Genomic DNA, 16,152 nt, shown 5'->3' with positions numbered 1-16,152 from the left:
TTTATAAAATCTACTGAGTTACCAGTCTTCTGCATCATTCCCACAACTTGTGAGAGTGATGTTTGCGGCTGTTTTGGTCTTACATTTAAGGCCTGCACTGGTCAAAAGTAATGAGTAATTTCGTGGGCTTTGGCTCACTGCTTTTAAAGACCATGCTTGAGTATTGACCGTTAATGTTAAGGTAAATTTTTGGTTACCACTCGTTGCTGTCAAAGGTAGAAGCAAGGTGGTGTTAGTTGCGCTTGGTACTGTGTAGTAAGCGCCTTGGTTAGTCGCGGTTCCTTTCAGCACAAAACCATCATAACTAAAATTGCGTGCCCGATGTTTTTCCAAAAGCTCAGCAACTTTAAGCATTTCTTGTTGTGCTGTAGATAAATCTGCACGGCGAATATAGGTGTCATAACTGGGGATGGCAATCGCAGCAATAATCGCCACGATTGCAACCGTAATCATCAATTCGATTAGCGTAAAGCCTGAATCTCGACGACAGTTTCCCTGTTCGGTTGACCCGAAATTCCACTTAAGGGGGAGAGTGTGCAAAGCACTCCCTCCCTGTAGATCAGCAGACTGATATCGCTTGTTTTTTTTATTCATTACGTTCATACCAAGTCAGTGGCACCAATTGGCGACGCATCGTGTTAATTGGTAATTTACTATTGCCAATTTTATCTTTTGCATTTGGATTGAGTAATTGACGGGTCAAACCATTTTTATCAGCTTGTCCAATTCCAGCACCAACCATCGAATCAACAATGCCATGCCCAGCACCAAAGCTCATGGTAACGTCTTTAATATCCTTCTCACAGACACCAAATGGTAAGCAGAAACGTTGAACTGTAGTTGCACCATTCGCCTGAATCTTACAACCATTGCCCACAGTGGTGTTGGGGTTATAGACACTGGCATATAAGCTCTTATTCATTACCACCATTTCGCTTAGAACTTTACTACCCGTTTGATTGGTAAGGCTGACTTCATTACCTTGTGCATCAAGTTCTTTTCCAACCACTGTATTCGCTTGTGCATACCAACCATTTGGAATCATAGCTTTAACCTGTACCAGATTTTTTCCTTTTAAATCATTGGCTGTCAGCATCACTTTAAGATCAGTCAACAATAATTTTGGTGTACTGTTATTTGCATTATTCGTTGTTGCAAAGTTTTTACGTACCACATCCTGATCAAACAGGTTGTAAATCGTACTACTTGAGCTTTTATCACTAAAAGGAAGACTACGATTTCCCGATGCAATACTGACTACCGCAAGTGGTTGTTCATAACCATAAACACTAAAGTTCGGTGCTTCATAGAAACGACTGGTACTATCTTTAAACAGCACAGTATAAGCACCACAGCTACCCACTTTTGTACCAAAGTCTTTACTTAAATCAATCCGCCAAACCTGGCCACCAAGATCACCAAAGTAGAGATGATCTGTAATACCGTCGCCATCACGATCAACCACATTGATACGACTTACAACGCTAAATAAGTCTTTCATTTTGAGCCCATAACTTGTGCCATCTGGATTACATGAGGTACTTTGACTATCTCCTCCTGCAAACCAGATCAAATCACCATTATCAGCATCAAACATATAAATCATACGACCTTTGGTCGCATCAGTAATCGTCGGTGCTATTTTTTCATATTCCATGTCATAGCCACCGCCTACTAACATCACCCGTTTTGCTGCACCTTTGTACATAATAGTGGTGATCGTCGGTTTAGACCAACTTTGCCCCATTGATGCCAATGCAGTATTGACCGTGGTTTTATAGCTTCCATTGCTTTGTAAACTAATAATGCGGCTATTGTCTGGATCAATATGAAATTTGAGTTTTGGTTGGCTGATATCACCCAAATCCAAGGCATAGTAACTACGCCCCCCCATGCGTAAACCGCCATAGGCTACTTGCTTACCTTTCGCCAGAACTTTACCGTCTTTTTTAATTTCACCAACTGTTGCAACTACCTCACTGCTAGTACTACCACTACTGACGGCTTTCATACCATAAGCATATTCACTAGATACCGTCCATGCAGCATCAATACCATAGGCCATATTAGTTTTTACACCAGATGGTTTTTCCAAAAATGCTTTGCTTTGCTGTGTGTTTTCCAACATCTCATTCGGCACAAACGCAAAGGTTTCTTCACCGGTTTTGGCGTCCACAACATGTAATAGACCTTGGGTTGTACCAAATAGCATATAGTCTTTGCGTTCTTTAATACTGTTATCTGCATTAAATACAGCTTCCTGCGTCAATTTAGTCGGTGTTGAATGCAGGTTCATACCCACTTGCCAGTTGGTACGATTGGCTTCTGTTAAATCTGCTGTTATTGCCGCATTCCCTACGTTATAGCCCAACAAATTCATTAATAAATAACCTTTACTATCTGTTTGAGCTGTAGTTCCAGAGCCACACTTGATGTCGAGATATTTATTATCGATCGTCTTTAAGGCACCAACTTCGGTAAATTGATAGGTAGAACTTCCTGTGACTTGCTGACAATCACGATTAATCAACACTTTGCGATTAACAACAACTGGATTATTTGGATTTGAATTATCAGTTTTATTTTTTAAATTTTTCAGTTTGGCTAATAGCCCACCTTTATTCCAATCTTGTACATCATAAGTTGTTGAAGCCGCATCCCAAGCATCTTTGAGTTTATTAACAGAATTATCACTTTCGACATAATATTTTTTAAAGTTACCAATCCAACTGGCTTTCTCTGTCGGTTCAAACATGCTTTTATAGACTTCATTACTCATACGATAAGGTGTCAGTGGATCCTCAGGAAGCGTTTGCAACCCAATTGGGTCTCCATCTGTGACACCTAAATCATCATGAAAATCTTTGATACTTTGAGCAATATTTTGGCTATTGGCAGCGTTATACCATCCCCCACCACCAATCACGCCCCAGCGTGCCATATTTTTAATATCTTCTGAATTCCGTGGTAGTAATCGATCCAACAAACTGGTAATTCCTGTGGTTAAACCACTACCAATCAGGCTATTTGGTAATAACCCATCGAGAAGAGCACCAGTTGTTCCTAAAAGATCTCTGACTGCTTTCGGTACAATACCTGTCAACAATTGATCCTGTGCAACATTGGTACTTGAGATCTGAGTCAAACCTTTGGTGTCAGAACTATTTTCTTGTCCAGCAATATACTCTGGAAGTTGTAAGAAAGAGCGATCGAGTCCAATCACTGCAGTCTTAATTGGATTCGTTTTTAATGCTCGGATATCACGTGCATAGGCACCGATACACTGCCATGTTGCAAAGTCTGTATTGTCATTTGAGTTCTTATTATTACCTAGCGTGGTCGCCTTCAAATCTGTTGAATTACATCTAAAACTCCAACTATCATTCAAACGGCCATCTTTATATTGGACATTTAAGCTCTGATTATTATCCAAACTTCTGGCCATTAGGCGTTCCATCGCAACCTTGGTCGCTTCGGATTGGCTGCCTTTAGATTGTAATAAAGAGTCCGTTAAAGTTGGTGCTATTGTCGGTACTCCACCGGCAATGACCATTAGGCCATTTGCATCGCATTGTGGGGCAGTTGAAGGTGCTTGATAAAAATTACCGTTACTTTTAATCAATGGATTAATTGTACTGTTATTCTTTTGGCTATCAGTAAAACCGCTATATTTCGCATTAACATCAGAGCGATATTCATAAAATATTTCTTGTGATCCTACACTTAATATCCCCAACACATTGAGCAAATTAGCATCAACAGATTTATAGCCATTCGTATCTAGACTACCTAAACCTAAAAGCCCAACGGGCTCCCATTTTCCACTTGCACACGTCGTACCATCTGCCTCCCATCCAGTACACTTATAACTTGTTGGAATTCCCAAAACTCCTAATTTAAGAAGATAATTGCGTTTTGCATATTGTCTTGCACCTGTTCCCTTGGTCGTGTTCCCCAACAAGTAGGCACCTGTTTCAGCATAGGTACTCGCCATTGGATTATTTCCACCAAGGCCCAACATTGAAAGCACGTCATTTAAAGCATTATTGGTATTTTCCAAATTCAATAACTCACTGACTGCGTCCAGCGGATTACTTAATATTTTTCCAAGTGTTGCAACGACATCATTCAGTAAACCACTGACTAACTTAGGTACAATGGTCAATAGGCTTTGTAGATTAAACTCACCTTTAGAATCCATATTTGAACTAGCAATATAGTCAATGATATGTTGGCGATGTGTTTGTGTTTTGCCATTATAAAGATAGACATCACTGAGTAACTTAGGTTCAAACACAATCGCACCAGCACGATCATTGGCAATGTGGTTATAAGGTGAAATTGATAAACCCACCATGGTGCTATCAGGAATCTGTTCCATATCTGGCAGACCTGCTTCACCTTTCTTGCCTTTTAAAACATCAGTCAAGGCCATACGTACACGTGAGTTTTTATCATAACAACGATAAATCCCAACGGTAGATGAATTGGTAATTGATTTAAGTAAGCTAATATCAATCAGTGGATCACAGGTTTCGCGGATATATTGTTCTGCTGACAAACCTGTTTTTACCCCCAGTAAGCCATTGAGCAAATTGTCCAATAACTTAACGGTCGCATCTGTGGTCACTACTGTACAGGATTGGCGAGGAAATGGATAAGCCGTACTCGGTTGTTCTGTTTTAATCTCAGCAATTGAATCGAGAACTCCTTGTCCTTGACCATTGCCAAGCAGACCTTTCAAAATCGCTTTATTTACCAGATCAGTCGCTTCTTTGGTCACATCAATCAAATCTGTCTGACCTGCAACCTTAATTCCCAAATTCAAACCATTTTTACCCAATACATCGGTAACGCCCTGATCTATACACAATGGGTAATCTTTCACTAAGTCCAAAAGACCAGCGCCACCCATGCTCCGAGATTGATCAACCATCAACATTAAGCGCTTTTTATTCCCTGCAGCTGGTTGGTAAATCTCAATATCGCTCGCAGATGTAACAGAAGAAAGGATTAAAAAACTGGACAATACCGTACAGCTAAACAATAAACCTTTGATTTTGCTTTTTGGTTCAGGCTCATTTCGCGTAATTTTTCTTATCTTATTATTCATGGCATTTCTCCCTTATGAACTCGAAGGTTCAAAGTCAGACAAGAAACGATATTCTGCGACTTGTATGTTATATATCGGTTTTTCTGAATTTTGTTTTAGGCAAGTTGCAACGTCATTCGCACCGTTATTGTCGATACTTTTGGTTAAACAGCCTTTTTTGATATCGTTATCAACTTTGAATAAAGCATCGGAAGTTAATAAGCCCTGCATGACCGAGACAACATAAACCCGTAATCGAATATTATTTTCGGTTTTTGCACCGAGCACTTCCGTGCCTCGAGAAAGATCAGCAAAAGGTGCTGTGGCCGAGATTTCTCTTTTGATATAAACCTGAGTAACGACTTGTTTACGGCCACTAGAACGAGAAGCAGTATCATTCTCGGCATTATTTGGATCAACTTTACAGGCTCCACTATTGGTTGCCATAGGTTCAAACGTTGCGCTATTTAAACGATAGCCTGCTTTGCTGAGTACAAATGGATCTGTGCCTGAAAAGCAAAATACCAGTTCAGCATTTCTGTTATTTTCATTTTTAAAGAAACCAACAATCCCATTGGCAGAAGCAAGATTTTGCTGTGTACTTGGATCTTGAAAATACATCAATGCTGTATCCGCATTTTGTGCCAATAATGTTTGCATTTGATGGTTACTCACCAATTTAAGTGAGCTAATACTTTGACGAATTGCCAGTGTGCCGACGATCGTAATCATCAACACAATCATCAGTACAACAACCAGTGTAGAACCGCGTTGAGCATGTATCATGTTCCAGCCCCCCCATTTGTACAGGTTGTGGTTTTACTGCTATCACAGCCCTCTGAAACCCAGCCCATTGCATTTCTTAAAGAAATCGTTTGATCAACAGCTTGCCGTAAATAATTATCTTGGGAAGCAGGTGTAAGATTGACTTTTGTACCGAGAACTTGGAATGGCTCTTTATTTCTCTGCTTAATCACAGACTGGTTGCCCGTCTTGTCATCTGAACGAACCAGTACACCTATTTGAATTGCATGAACATAAGGACGAAAGGCTTGCACGACTCCATCAATATTTTTTTTAGTTGCGGTCAATGCCATATAATTTTTAACGTCGGTATAAGCCAACGTACTATTTGCACTGTTCAGATCACCATCCATGTAGCCTAAACGGATCTGAAAAAAATCCACATTGGGCAAGATCACCTGACTTGCTCCCCAAGCCAATTTCAAACGATCAGTTGGTGTCTTTGTATCAAGTATCGCTTGGGTATATTGTGCAGCTTGACAGCGTAAAGACTGACGCGTATCTGTTGAAGTCGAACCAACATAATAACGCTGTATAACAAAGGTCCCATTCGCAACTTCGGCACCAGAACAATCAAGACCACCTTGTGGTGCCTGATAACGAATCAGCAATTGATCATTGGTTAAACCGGTGACATTGGCATTACCAAAACTAGTGACTTGGTTATTGGCAAAACAAGCTGCACAATTGAGGTCTATTTTTTCACCCACATTATTCGAGCTGAGTAAAATACCTGCATAAGCAGTTTGGTCATTAATCGCTGGAACGGGAGAACTTAAATTTGCTTTACGAATATCATCAACAATAAAGTTCAATCCCAAACTGGCATTGTCTTGAATATGCGCCATTGCTTTTTGCAGCTTATAACTGGTAATACCCGTAATAAAAAGCTGAATAGCAGCAGCAACTATCAATAAACCCAAAGTGAGTGAGATCATTAATTCAATCAAAGTGAAGCCTGACTGAGCCTTAATATGTTTTGGGGATAGGAGGCTTGTTTCCATTTTAATATGCCTCCAAAAACAAACAGTGTGACCCAGCAACATAGGCACCATCTTTAATACAAGATGCAATCCCCTGATCACCTGCTAAATTTGTTTCACCCCAAGCCACATAGATGCATTGTCGATTATTTCCTGTCGGACACTGATCTACGGCGAGATTCATTCCATTATTCTTGGCCTCAATTGCCGCATTTTGTAAATCTTGCTGTGCAATCTTTTCAGGTTTATCTGCTCCCGTCGAAACCTCAGTTGTAGGAACCGCGACTGCTGCTACTTTGTATTTCCCAGCTCGGGTGGCCTGAGGATTTGCTCGCATACGCTCAGCAAGGTCACGTGCAATGGTTGATGCTAAAATTTGCTTATTTGCTTCAAAACTGGCGTCGATTGCTCTTAGCTGTAAAGCAGCAAAACCCAATACGCTGATTGCCAATAATACTAACGCGACTAATACCTCAATGAGCCCAACACCTTGTTGTTTTTGAATATTCATGGGCAAGCTCCCTCTTTTATTATTGTGTCTCCAATTACCCCAACCCGAATACAATAAGAAAGATTTTGACGCTGTAAAATAAAATCTTTTTGCGCTGCAAGACTGCCATTACGCCTAAAACTGAGATTGGTCGATGAAGTATTTGTGCTGGTTACGCCATTGTCTAAATGCACAATGAATATCCGTTGTTTTTCGGACTTAGGAATTGCAACTGCTGTCGCACAATCATCTTCTGACAAAGAAGCAAGACATAGTCCTGTCGCTTCACGAAGTAGGACAGCCTGACTTCTAGCTTCAGAAACTCTCATAATTAGCTCACGTGCAGAAGACTCTAGCTTTTGACGGCTATACATCGTTGCAAATGATGGGGCCGCCATCACAGCGATAATTGCCACAACTGCAATCGTTACAATAAGCTCAACCAACGTAAATCCTGAGCTAGGAAGCCGTCGAGTAAAAAGATGAACACAATAAGGCTTTGTCCTAAGAAGTATAACTTCGCAAGAATTTGGAGCGCATCGCTCTGAAGAATGTGCTTGTTGCATATAGTCCTCCATATGCACAAATCTTTTTGTTTTAACGAACATTTCAATTATTTTTGAATAAATTTTGATTCTACAAATTATTTTCACTTTACCTTTTCAGGTATCTCATTCTTAAGTCAGTAAAATCAAATTGTTATACCAATGAAATGAACGTTATTTTCGTGATTGTTTTCATGTTTAATACCAATTTCCATCTAAAATGCACTTTAATCCACCTTTAAGAGATAAAAGGTAGATAACAGCAGACAAATGATAAATAAGTCACATTCATTAATTATTATTGTTAAGAATGTTAAATAATACGTATAGATAAACATAAAAAAAGCAAACATTCAGAATGTTTGCTTTTTTAAAGTGCTCATAAGGGGTTAAAGAGTTAGCGACCATCCCAGTTTGAAGTGGCTGACAAATTACATGTCGTCACACCCTTCGCCCATGATCTTTGTCCTTGGTCATTGAGACAAATCCAACCATTATCTGCTTGTGTTGTCCCCGTTTTAGGCTTTGCAATCAACAACCAAGTTCGCACTTTGGCACTCGTCGCTGTCAATAAGGTTCCATCCACATCCGTTAAAGTAATATCATATAAGGGTTGTGCTCTTGGTATTGTCGCTGCACCATATATATTGGTAGCCGTTCGCCCAGCATAACTATTATTCGCCATACGAAAATTTGCCAAATCACGAGCAATCTGCATCATTTCTGCTTGGGCATCAGTCCGTTGTACTCGCACCTTATAACTTATATATGATGGATATGCTATGGTGGCTAAAATAGCTATAATAGCAACAACAATCATAAGCTCAATAAGGGTAAAACCTCGATTGTACATATTTTACCAAGCCTCGCTGCCTGTGGACGATGTTCCACAACTTGTATAATTAACTAACGTTTTGGTCTTATTTTTACAGCTTCTTCCTGCACTTGTCAGTAATAAGTCATAATTTCTCGAATCACTACCCTCGGCTTTCATCACCCAAGCTCGTGCCCTAATCACAGATGGAACCGTTGCATCTGTTAATAATTTTGTCGGATCATCTGCATCTCTAATCGTTATTGTATATTTAATTGCTGCACCAGTTGCACCTCTTGGCAAGGTTACCGAATTCAAAGCAGAGCCTGTTACACCATAAATATAATTAGGATCAAACCCTCTATATGTAAAGTTCTTTGCCTTATGCCGTTCTAGCTGTTCTGCAATCTTCTGCATCTCTTGTTGTGCAATCGATACATCTGCTCGCCTTACATATTCCCGATAACTAGGAATCGCGATTGCTGTAAATATCGCAATAATAACTAACACAATCATCAACTCAACCAAAGTGAATCCTTTGGAACCACGCCCTAGCCTACTTACTAAGTAAGTAGGCTGAGTAAAACTGATGGATTTTTTATTTATTTTACCCATTTTTCATACCACCGCGTTGGATTGATTCGTCCTGAACATCCCCATCCACCTGGACCAGCAGTAAGGCCCTTCTCGCAGCCTCCATTTCCTTTCGGAACAAGAGCAATACCACGAATACCTCCACCAATTGGGTTTTTATTACATTCAGCAACACCAACTGGGCAATCATCCGTTGTCGTTTGAAAACCAGTAAAATCTTCTTTACCGCCAACTCCAGTATCTGGTGTGTTATCAAGTTTCAAGTAAACACCAAATGGAATACTAAAGACTTGACGATCCGTTTCACCCACAACACGCGGTAAACATGGGTTTTGTGGTGCAATACCTGTACCTTGTGGATCATAGACTGGAACAATCAAATTACCTGAAATTGCAATTGGTTCTTCAAATGCTTTCATTCCCCCAGGAACTCTAAAACCTGTTGAAGATGTTTCAGTCCCATCACTTTTACTCGATAATGAACGATACCAACCATCTTTGGTGGCAGTTGCACCAATAAATACAGCAGGGATATTACTAGTCAGTTTTTGCGGATCTTTCTGTAAATGCTGCAAAGTTCGATCTTTAGAGGCCAGCGTTGGAGCACCCGTTATTAAATCGGATTTAATAAAGTCTCGATCAATCACACCATATACGTTATTCACCAAACGATCTGACAACGCACTACTTGGCAACATACCATCACGACCAATTGTTGGATAAACGTCTAGTGGAGTACTGCGATTCCCTGATGCCAAACCAACTAAAATAAAGGTCGTTGCGCCTTGGCGATGGATCGTCACAGTTGGAGCCTCATAGAAACGAGGGTTTTTCCCTGTACCTAATTGTGCTCCCGATGTCGTGGTTGCTAGATTTGCCAAACGTACCACTCGTTTACCAAAGTTTGCTTTAGATGTTCCTGCAGCATTATTTAAATCGGCACGGAAGACCTGCCCTCCCAAATCACCAAAATATAGGTGGTCTGTTAAACCATCGCCATCACGATCAATTGCACTTATACGGCTGACAATACTATGCTTCATATCAGTATTGGATGTATCTGCTCCAGTCGAACTACTTGTCCACCATAACCGCTCGCCTGTTTTCGCATCAATAATATAAACGGCATTACCTTTAGCTGCTGTCACATTATCACAAGAAGCATCTGGGTATTCACTTGGTACAGTCACACCATTTACAGTCGTTGTAGAAAATACCTTACCGAACTCAAAACGCGGATTCTCATAGCATTGGTCATATCCACCACCTACAATCATGACACGCGTAATTTTATTGTTATAACGGATATTAGTTAAAACTGGTTTAGACCAAGATTGCCCCATCCGATTAAAATTAGCCTGATCTGAACCAACTCTAAATAAAAACTTTGGTGCTTTTGGATCTAAAACATCTAAGCCATAATAGCCTTCACCACCCATACGCAAACCACCATAAACATTCATTTGGCGTGCTTTCATCAAATTACTCTCACCAGTACCACCAGACTTTTGCGCCTTATAGGCAGGGTCTGCGACCCATGCACCATCTAGGCCATGAACAGGTGCATTTTCATCATCTTGCCCTTTCACCAATGCCTTAGATGCGACTGGTTTTTTTAGCAGTTCAGACGGAACAAATACCATCTGCTCCTCGCCAGTTGAATTGTCTACAATGTGCAAACCACCGTCCATCGTGCCATACAATACTGATTGACTACGAATGTTGGTCAATTTCCCCGTTGCATCTAGCTCCCCAGAATAGGTCAATTGAATAGGGAAAGAGTGAATACTTCCCCCCATGGCTAAATTAGGTACATTTGGGGTCACTAATGATGTTGGTAATGCTGTTGCAGTTTCGTCTAATGGAACAGTAAAACCAAGATAATTCAGTAATTTTTGCTTAATCGTTAATGGAAAATCTTTTAATGTGGTTTGTGTGCCAAATTTACCTAAAACGTAGGCGCCTACACCAGTTGCTGGCAAGGGTCCTTCAGGAATTCTTAACAAGCTTGCACCGTTCGCAGCACCAACCAATGTTGCCCCTCCTGTTGGTGCCACATCCGTAAACAAGGTACGCAAAGCATTTGGTGTTGCTGTAAGTGCATATTCTTTAGGATTTTTATTTAAGTCCTGATTTTGACCGTTACTTGGCATTGGAACTTTTGAATAAGCACCACCTAACCCAATAATACCGCCATCGTTATAACTAGTATTCTTATAAACGCTTGAGCTATTCCAAAGATCTTTTGTGTTGGTATTAAATGCCCCATTTCGATCATAGACCAATGTTGAACCATCGGCCGCGGTAAATTTTCCAACATTGGTGCCTGTCAAAGCCACTTTGTATTTTTTTAGATTCCCAGTCCAAATTGCTTTATTACTTTGTGGGTTTGGCTCCAAACCACGTAAATAACCATAAGGCTGTAAACCTGTTGGATTTAAATCGTCAACTGGAACAGAAATTGCGCCTGTGGTTAATGGTTCTAATGGAGCTGCGCCAAGGTTATTAATAAACGCAATGACGCTATCTGTAACACCTTGCGCACTCTGAGTAGTAAAGAAACCACCATTACCATAACCCGGGTTTGCAACGCCATTTGTTTGACCAGGTGAACAGGCATCGTTGCCCGTACGGTCACTTTGAGTACGCGAACTTAAAGCACAAGCTCTTTTGACAAATTGTTGATTTAGACTATTCATGTCACTACCAAAACCAACAAAAGCAGTTTGAATCGAAATCCCGGCCGGATTCTTTGTTTTATCAAAAAGCCTTTTTGCAAACTCCCCCATACAATGCCATCCACCAGGATTTCCATCAGGATCATTTGCATCTGTCAGCCCACCAGAACACGTAAATCCAGCACCTTTAGAATCCAAAGCGGCAGTCATGATAGAGGTTGCTCGTGCGGTATTTGTACCATTCGCAGCACCATCAGATAAAATATAAACCCCTTGTCCGTCACAACTGACACGATCTGCTTCTGGAGGTAAGGGTGAAATATATTTTAAACCATCTTTAGAATTTGCAACTGAACTATCAAAGCCACTATCCGCATTATTTCCTATTTGTTGTTCGGTCTTATAAAAAACATCAGAACCATTATTAATGTAATCATTCAAGTCCGTTGGAGCAGTTGAATTTAAAGCTACCCAGCCAGATGATCTACAAGTCTGTGTATTATTATAAAAATCAGTATTATTTAAGCTATTACAGCTGTAATAAGTTGTCGTAGTTGTGGTCACTGGATTTGTAGATTTCCCATAAAATCCATTCCACCGAGAGTAAAATTCATAGCACTTTCCATCCCCCCCCCAACCATTATTCCATTGTGGATAAGCACTTGGACAATTTGTATTAGTATTAATTACTTTTTTATAAACATCTACTTGAATTTCAGAAGGGCTTGTGGTGTTCGTCCCCATCAAATAGGCAGCAGCTTCTGCATAGGCATGAGCCGTTGGTGTCCCTCCTGTCGCAGTCAAACCATTTACTGCATTTTTTAAAGCAGTTCGCTGTGCAGAACCCGCAGGACCTAACTTATCTGCCTTGACTAATATCCGGCTTGATCGACCGTCCCCCCCAACAGAGAAATGTCCCAATCCAACTCGCACCTCATCTAAAATGGGATTATTACTATTCAGAAAAGTATTCATCCCTGTTTTCAGACTAGTGATTCGATCTTCTCTATAACTATTCGAACCAGGATTCATCGAACCAGAGGTATCGAGCATCATAACAATGGTTTTTTTGCCTGCAGTAGGAACCGCATAAATCTGCAAATCACTTGCTTGCACCACAGATGAAGTAACCAGCATCGTTCCTGTAAATGCCCACAAAAATGACACACCATATTCAACAAGGCGAGTATGATTTTTGGAAATCAATCTATTTTTTAATTTTTTCATCATCATTCTCCAATCCATTTACCATGCCGATGCTGGTGAAGTTGTTTCTTGATCCAATTGTTGCAAAATCATTTCCTGTACTTGTACATTGACGGGAATACCATAACCAGCCAGACAATCTGCAACCGTCTTTTTCCCTGCCACTTCTGAGTCCAATGCATCGTTGATGTAACCGACTGACGAACCATTACCAATACAATCTTGCTGCACTGTAGCTAAGTCTGTACTTGAATAATTTGGCAAAATTGAAGTTGTCGTCACTCGCACACGCGTACTCGTAGTTTTACTATTTTGCACAATTGAACCTGCACCTTGATCTATACCTGATTCTAAATAAGCACCTGCATCCACATTTTCTGTATCTGTTGGAATTCTTATCGCAACTTGGGTAACTACAGCTTCGCGAGCACTACCGAAATCGCTTTCTAAATTACAAAAACCACTGCGATTGGTCTGAGTTGAATCTATTGTCGCTTTGGTATCGCTAGGGTCATTTTTGGCAGGAGGAATCAAAACCGTTGCATCCATAGTTGCAGCAAGCTGTTGATTCAAAGTTGGTTTATAACAAAAAATATACTCTTTACCTGGCGCATTACGATGTTCCATTTCAGCAGCACCAATAGCGACATCAGCAGCGCGCAGCACATCATAGTTTGATACATTGAGGAACTGATTATTGGGGGTATCGCCTGTCTGTACCAACAGTTGTCCAATTTGGCTATTGGTTGCGATATTCAGAGAAGTAATCGCCGTTCTCACTGCAACAATACCAATGACAGTAATCAACAATAATAGAATCAATACAACAATGAGAGTTGCTCCACGTTGCTGATCACCTAAGGTTTTTATGGTCCTCATATTCTTTCCCCCAAACCATTGCGAAGGGCAACGGTGGTGCTATATACACGACGCGCATATTTAGTATTTTTATCTTTTAGCTCAATATTTTGATTTAAAATATCAATCTTTTGCGTTGGATCGATTGCGCTGTTTCTTGTGTTATCTGTAGAGCGGACCAATACTGCCAATTTCACAGAAACAATTCGAGGTGGCTCAGTTGGTGTAGCCGCTCCTCGTGCCGCAGCAGCCAATGTTCGATATTGGTTAATCGTATAGTAAGCAAGATTACCATTAGCAGCCCGAGTCCCAAGTTGCACCGTAAAATGATCAACTCTCGGCATAATCAACTCGCCAGCCCCACCGAACCCAGTAATGGTCGTAGGTCGACTAACGGCTGTTGTTCCAACTGGTGTTGGTGTATTTGCATCGCAAGCTAAACCATACTCAGTTCCGGTGGTAGCATTGGGATCAATCGGTCTTAAAAAATAACGCTGAATCACATAATCTCGCGCCTGTACATTAACACCTTCACAGTTAACCATTGCATTTGGTGCAACAAACTGAATGGTTATTTGATCGCTTTGGATATCAGCATTTGATAGACCACGCCATTCATTTTTTACACTACTTACTGCTTCACCTGTTCCCACGCTATGACTCAGCAAACCGTTCGCAATAAAAGGGGCTGCTGTTGGAATTGGAAGGTTAACGTTTGTACTTGAAGGGGTAGAACTCGCAGTAAGTACAATTCCTCCCCATGGCGTCTGTTCATTCAAGGCTGGATTATTAATATTAGTATAATTTGCGAGGCGCAGATCATGAGCAATATAGTCTAAGCCGAAAACCCCACTATTCTGTAGCTCTGCATTCGCTTCTTGCATTTTTGAAGACAGCATCCCACCGGTAAAAAGCTGAACAGCTGCAGCCGTGATCAATAGCCCAAGTGCTAAAGCCACCATTAATTCGATAAGTGTAAAACCCAATTGTTGTATTGGTTTATAAGAAGAATGTGAGGCTTTCATTAATATGCCTCCATCATCAAACATTTAGAACTACTAACATACACCCCTGCTGTACTCATGCATGTACTGACATCAGCAGCAGTATTCGTTGCACTGATGCTCGTATCACCCCAAGCAGCGAATAAACATTGTCTCCGTACAGGCGCAGATGCAACACCTGGGCAATTATCCATCGTAATATTCATGCCAATAGCAAATGCAGCTTTAGCAGCAATAAATGCATCATAAGTTGCCATTTGTGCAGGGGTACAAGCAGTCGATGGATTGAAACATAATTGAGCTGGAGCTGTTGGGGCGGCGGTAATATTGGTATAGCTACGAACGGCGGTGGGATAATTATTTTGGGCAGTTGCATTTGCTCGCATACTTTCACTTAAACCGCGTAACACCATAATTCCCTGAGAACGCATTAAAGCCTCACTAGAGGCATCAACTGCACGAAGTTGTAAAATCGTATAGCCCAATACCCCAACCGCAAGCAACAACAAGGCAACCAAGACTTCAATAAGTCCCACACCTTTCTGGTGGTTATTCATCTTCATTAGCATGTCCCCGATACTGGTTTGTCACTTCCTAACCTTGTTACATTTATTGTTCTTTGTTTATTTGATTTACAGAACTGAAAAGTTCCTGTTGTTGTTGCACTACCAACTTCATTAAATAAAACAGCTACTGCACTGGTAGAATCGACTACGATTTGTGGATCTATTTGCACGGAAATAACACGATTTTGTTGTGCCTTTATTTTGTCTGTTGCGGCCAAGGTCGCATAACCAGGAAGTGCTATTGCAGTAGCGCATTTATCTTTATTAAAATCATTATCTGTATTTGTTCTATTCAGACAAAGTGCCACCGTTGTTTTCATCATTGCAGCTTGTGATTTTGCTTGATTAATCGCAAGTACTAATTCTCTAGACGATGCATTTAGTTTTTGCTCTGTCATCATATTTCCAAAAGATGGAGCAGCCATCATCGCAATAACAGCAAATACTGCAATTGTCACCATCAACTCGATTAAGGTGAACCCCTGACTTTTCCCCATCGCCCCACACCAAATTCTTTA

The 16,152-nt window shown here is 40.7% G+C and carries 13 protein-coding genes; all 13 read right to left on the bottom strand.

Annotated features, from left to right (window positions below):
* Positions 1-18: 18 nt before the first annotated feature.
* On the bottom strand, positions 19-603 hold the full coding sequence (locus MMO42_RS06580; protein ID WP_277603282.1) for a type IV pilin protein: 585 nt from the start codon (positions 601-603) through the stop codon (positions 19-21).
* Complete coding sequence (locus tag MMO42_RS06575) at positions 587-5,113, bottom strand: PilC/PilY family type IV pilus protein (RefSeq protein ID WP_241319789.1); 4,527 nt, start codon at positions 5,111-5,113, stop codon at positions 587-589. The genes MMO42_RS06580 and MMO42_RS06575 overlap by 17 nt, the downstream gene beginning before the upstream one ends.
* A 12-nt stretch (positions 5,114-5,125) precedes the next feature.
* The gene (locus MMO42_RS06570) at positions 5,126-5,878 is read right to left on the bottom strand and encodes a pilus assembly PilX N-terminal domain-containing protein (protein ID WP_241319788.1); all 753 of its coding nucleotides are present in this window, start codon (positions 5,876-5,878) and stop codon (positions 5,126-5,128) included.
* Positions 5,875-6,900 (bottom strand): PilW family protein, encoded by a 1,026-nt coding sequence (locus MMO42_RS06565; protein ID WP_241319787.1) that lies wholly within the window; start codon positions 6,898-6,900, stop codon positions 5,875-5,877. Before MMO42_RS06565 ends, MMO42_RS06570 begins: the two co-directional genes overlap by 4 nt.
* A 1-nt stretch (position 6,901) precedes the next feature.
* On the bottom strand, positions 6,902-7,390 hold the full coding sequence (gene pilV / locus MMO42_RS06560) for a type IV pilus modification protein PilV (protein WP_241319786.1): 489 nt from the start codon (positions 7,388-7,390) through the stop codon (positions 6,902-6,904).
* A complete protein-coding gene (locus MMO42_RS06555) occupies positions 7,387-7,935 on the bottom strand; it encodes a GspH/FimT family pseudopilin (RefSeq protein ID WP_241319785.1) in 549 nt (182 codons plus the stop codon). Before MMO42_RS06555 ends, pilV (MMO42_RS06560) begins: the two co-directional genes overlap by 4 nt.
* A gap of 376 nt (positions 7,936-8,311) precedes the next feature.
* Positions 8,312-8,767, bottom strand: a complete 456-nt coding sequence (locus MMO42_RS06550) for a prepilin-type N-terminal cleavage/methylation domain-containing protein (RefSeq protein ID WP_241319784.1) — start codon at positions 8,765-8,767, stop codon at positions 8,312-8,314.
* 3 nt (positions 8,768-8,770) lie between these two features.
* Positions 8,771-9,343, bottom strand: coding sequence for a type IV pilin protein (locus MMO42_RS06545; RefSeq protein WP_277603281.1), 573 nt, complete (start codon positions 9,341-9,343; stop codon positions 8,771-8,773).
* Positions 9,331-13,227, bottom strand: coding sequence for a VWA domain-containing protein (locus tag MMO42_RS06540; protein ID WP_241319783.1), 3,897 nt, complete (start codon positions 13,225-13,227; stop codon positions 9,331-9,333). Before MMO42_RS06540 ends, MMO42_RS06545 begins: the two co-directional genes overlap by 13 nt.
* An 18-nt stretch (positions 13,228-13,245) precedes the next feature.
* Positions 13,246-14,085, bottom strand: a complete 840-nt coding sequence (locus tag MMO42_RS06535) for a hypothetical protein (RefSeq protein ID WP_241319782.1) — start codon at positions 14,083-14,085, stop codon at positions 13,246-13,248.
* The gene (locus tag MMO42_RS06530; protein ID WP_241319781.1) at positions 14,082-15,089 is read right to left on the bottom strand and encodes a PilW family protein; all 1,008 of its coding nucleotides are present in this window, start codon (positions 15,087-15,089) and stop codon (positions 14,082-14,084) included. The genes MMO42_RS06535 and MMO42_RS06530 overlap by 4 nt, the downstream gene beginning before the upstream one ends.
* Positions 15,089-15,631: a type IV pilus modification protein PilV gene (gene pilV / locus MMO42_RS06525; RefSeq protein ID WP_241319780.1), complete on the bottom strand. Its 543-nt coding sequence runs from the start codon at positions 15,629-15,631 to the stop codon at positions 15,089-15,091. Before pilV (MMO42_RS06525) ends, MMO42_RS06530 begins: the two co-directional genes overlap by 1 nt.
* Entirely contained in the window at positions 15,631-16,131 is a 501-nt protein-coding gene (locus tag MMO42_RS06520) for a GspH/FimT family pseudopilin (protein WP_241319779.1), read from the bottom strand. The genes pilV (MMO42_RS06525) and MMO42_RS06520 overlap by 1 nt, the downstream gene beginning before the upstream one ends.
* Between the last annotated feature and the right edge of the window lie 21 nt (positions 16,132-16,152).

This window comes from Acinetobacter sp. ANC 3882 (genome assembly GCF_022549545.1).
Classification (GTDB): Bacteria; Pseudomonadota; Gammaproteobacteria; order Pseudomonadales; family Moraxellaceae; genus Acinetobacter.
Note: the sequence above shows the minus strand (reverse complement) of the source record. Positions and strands in the feature narration are given on the sequence as shown.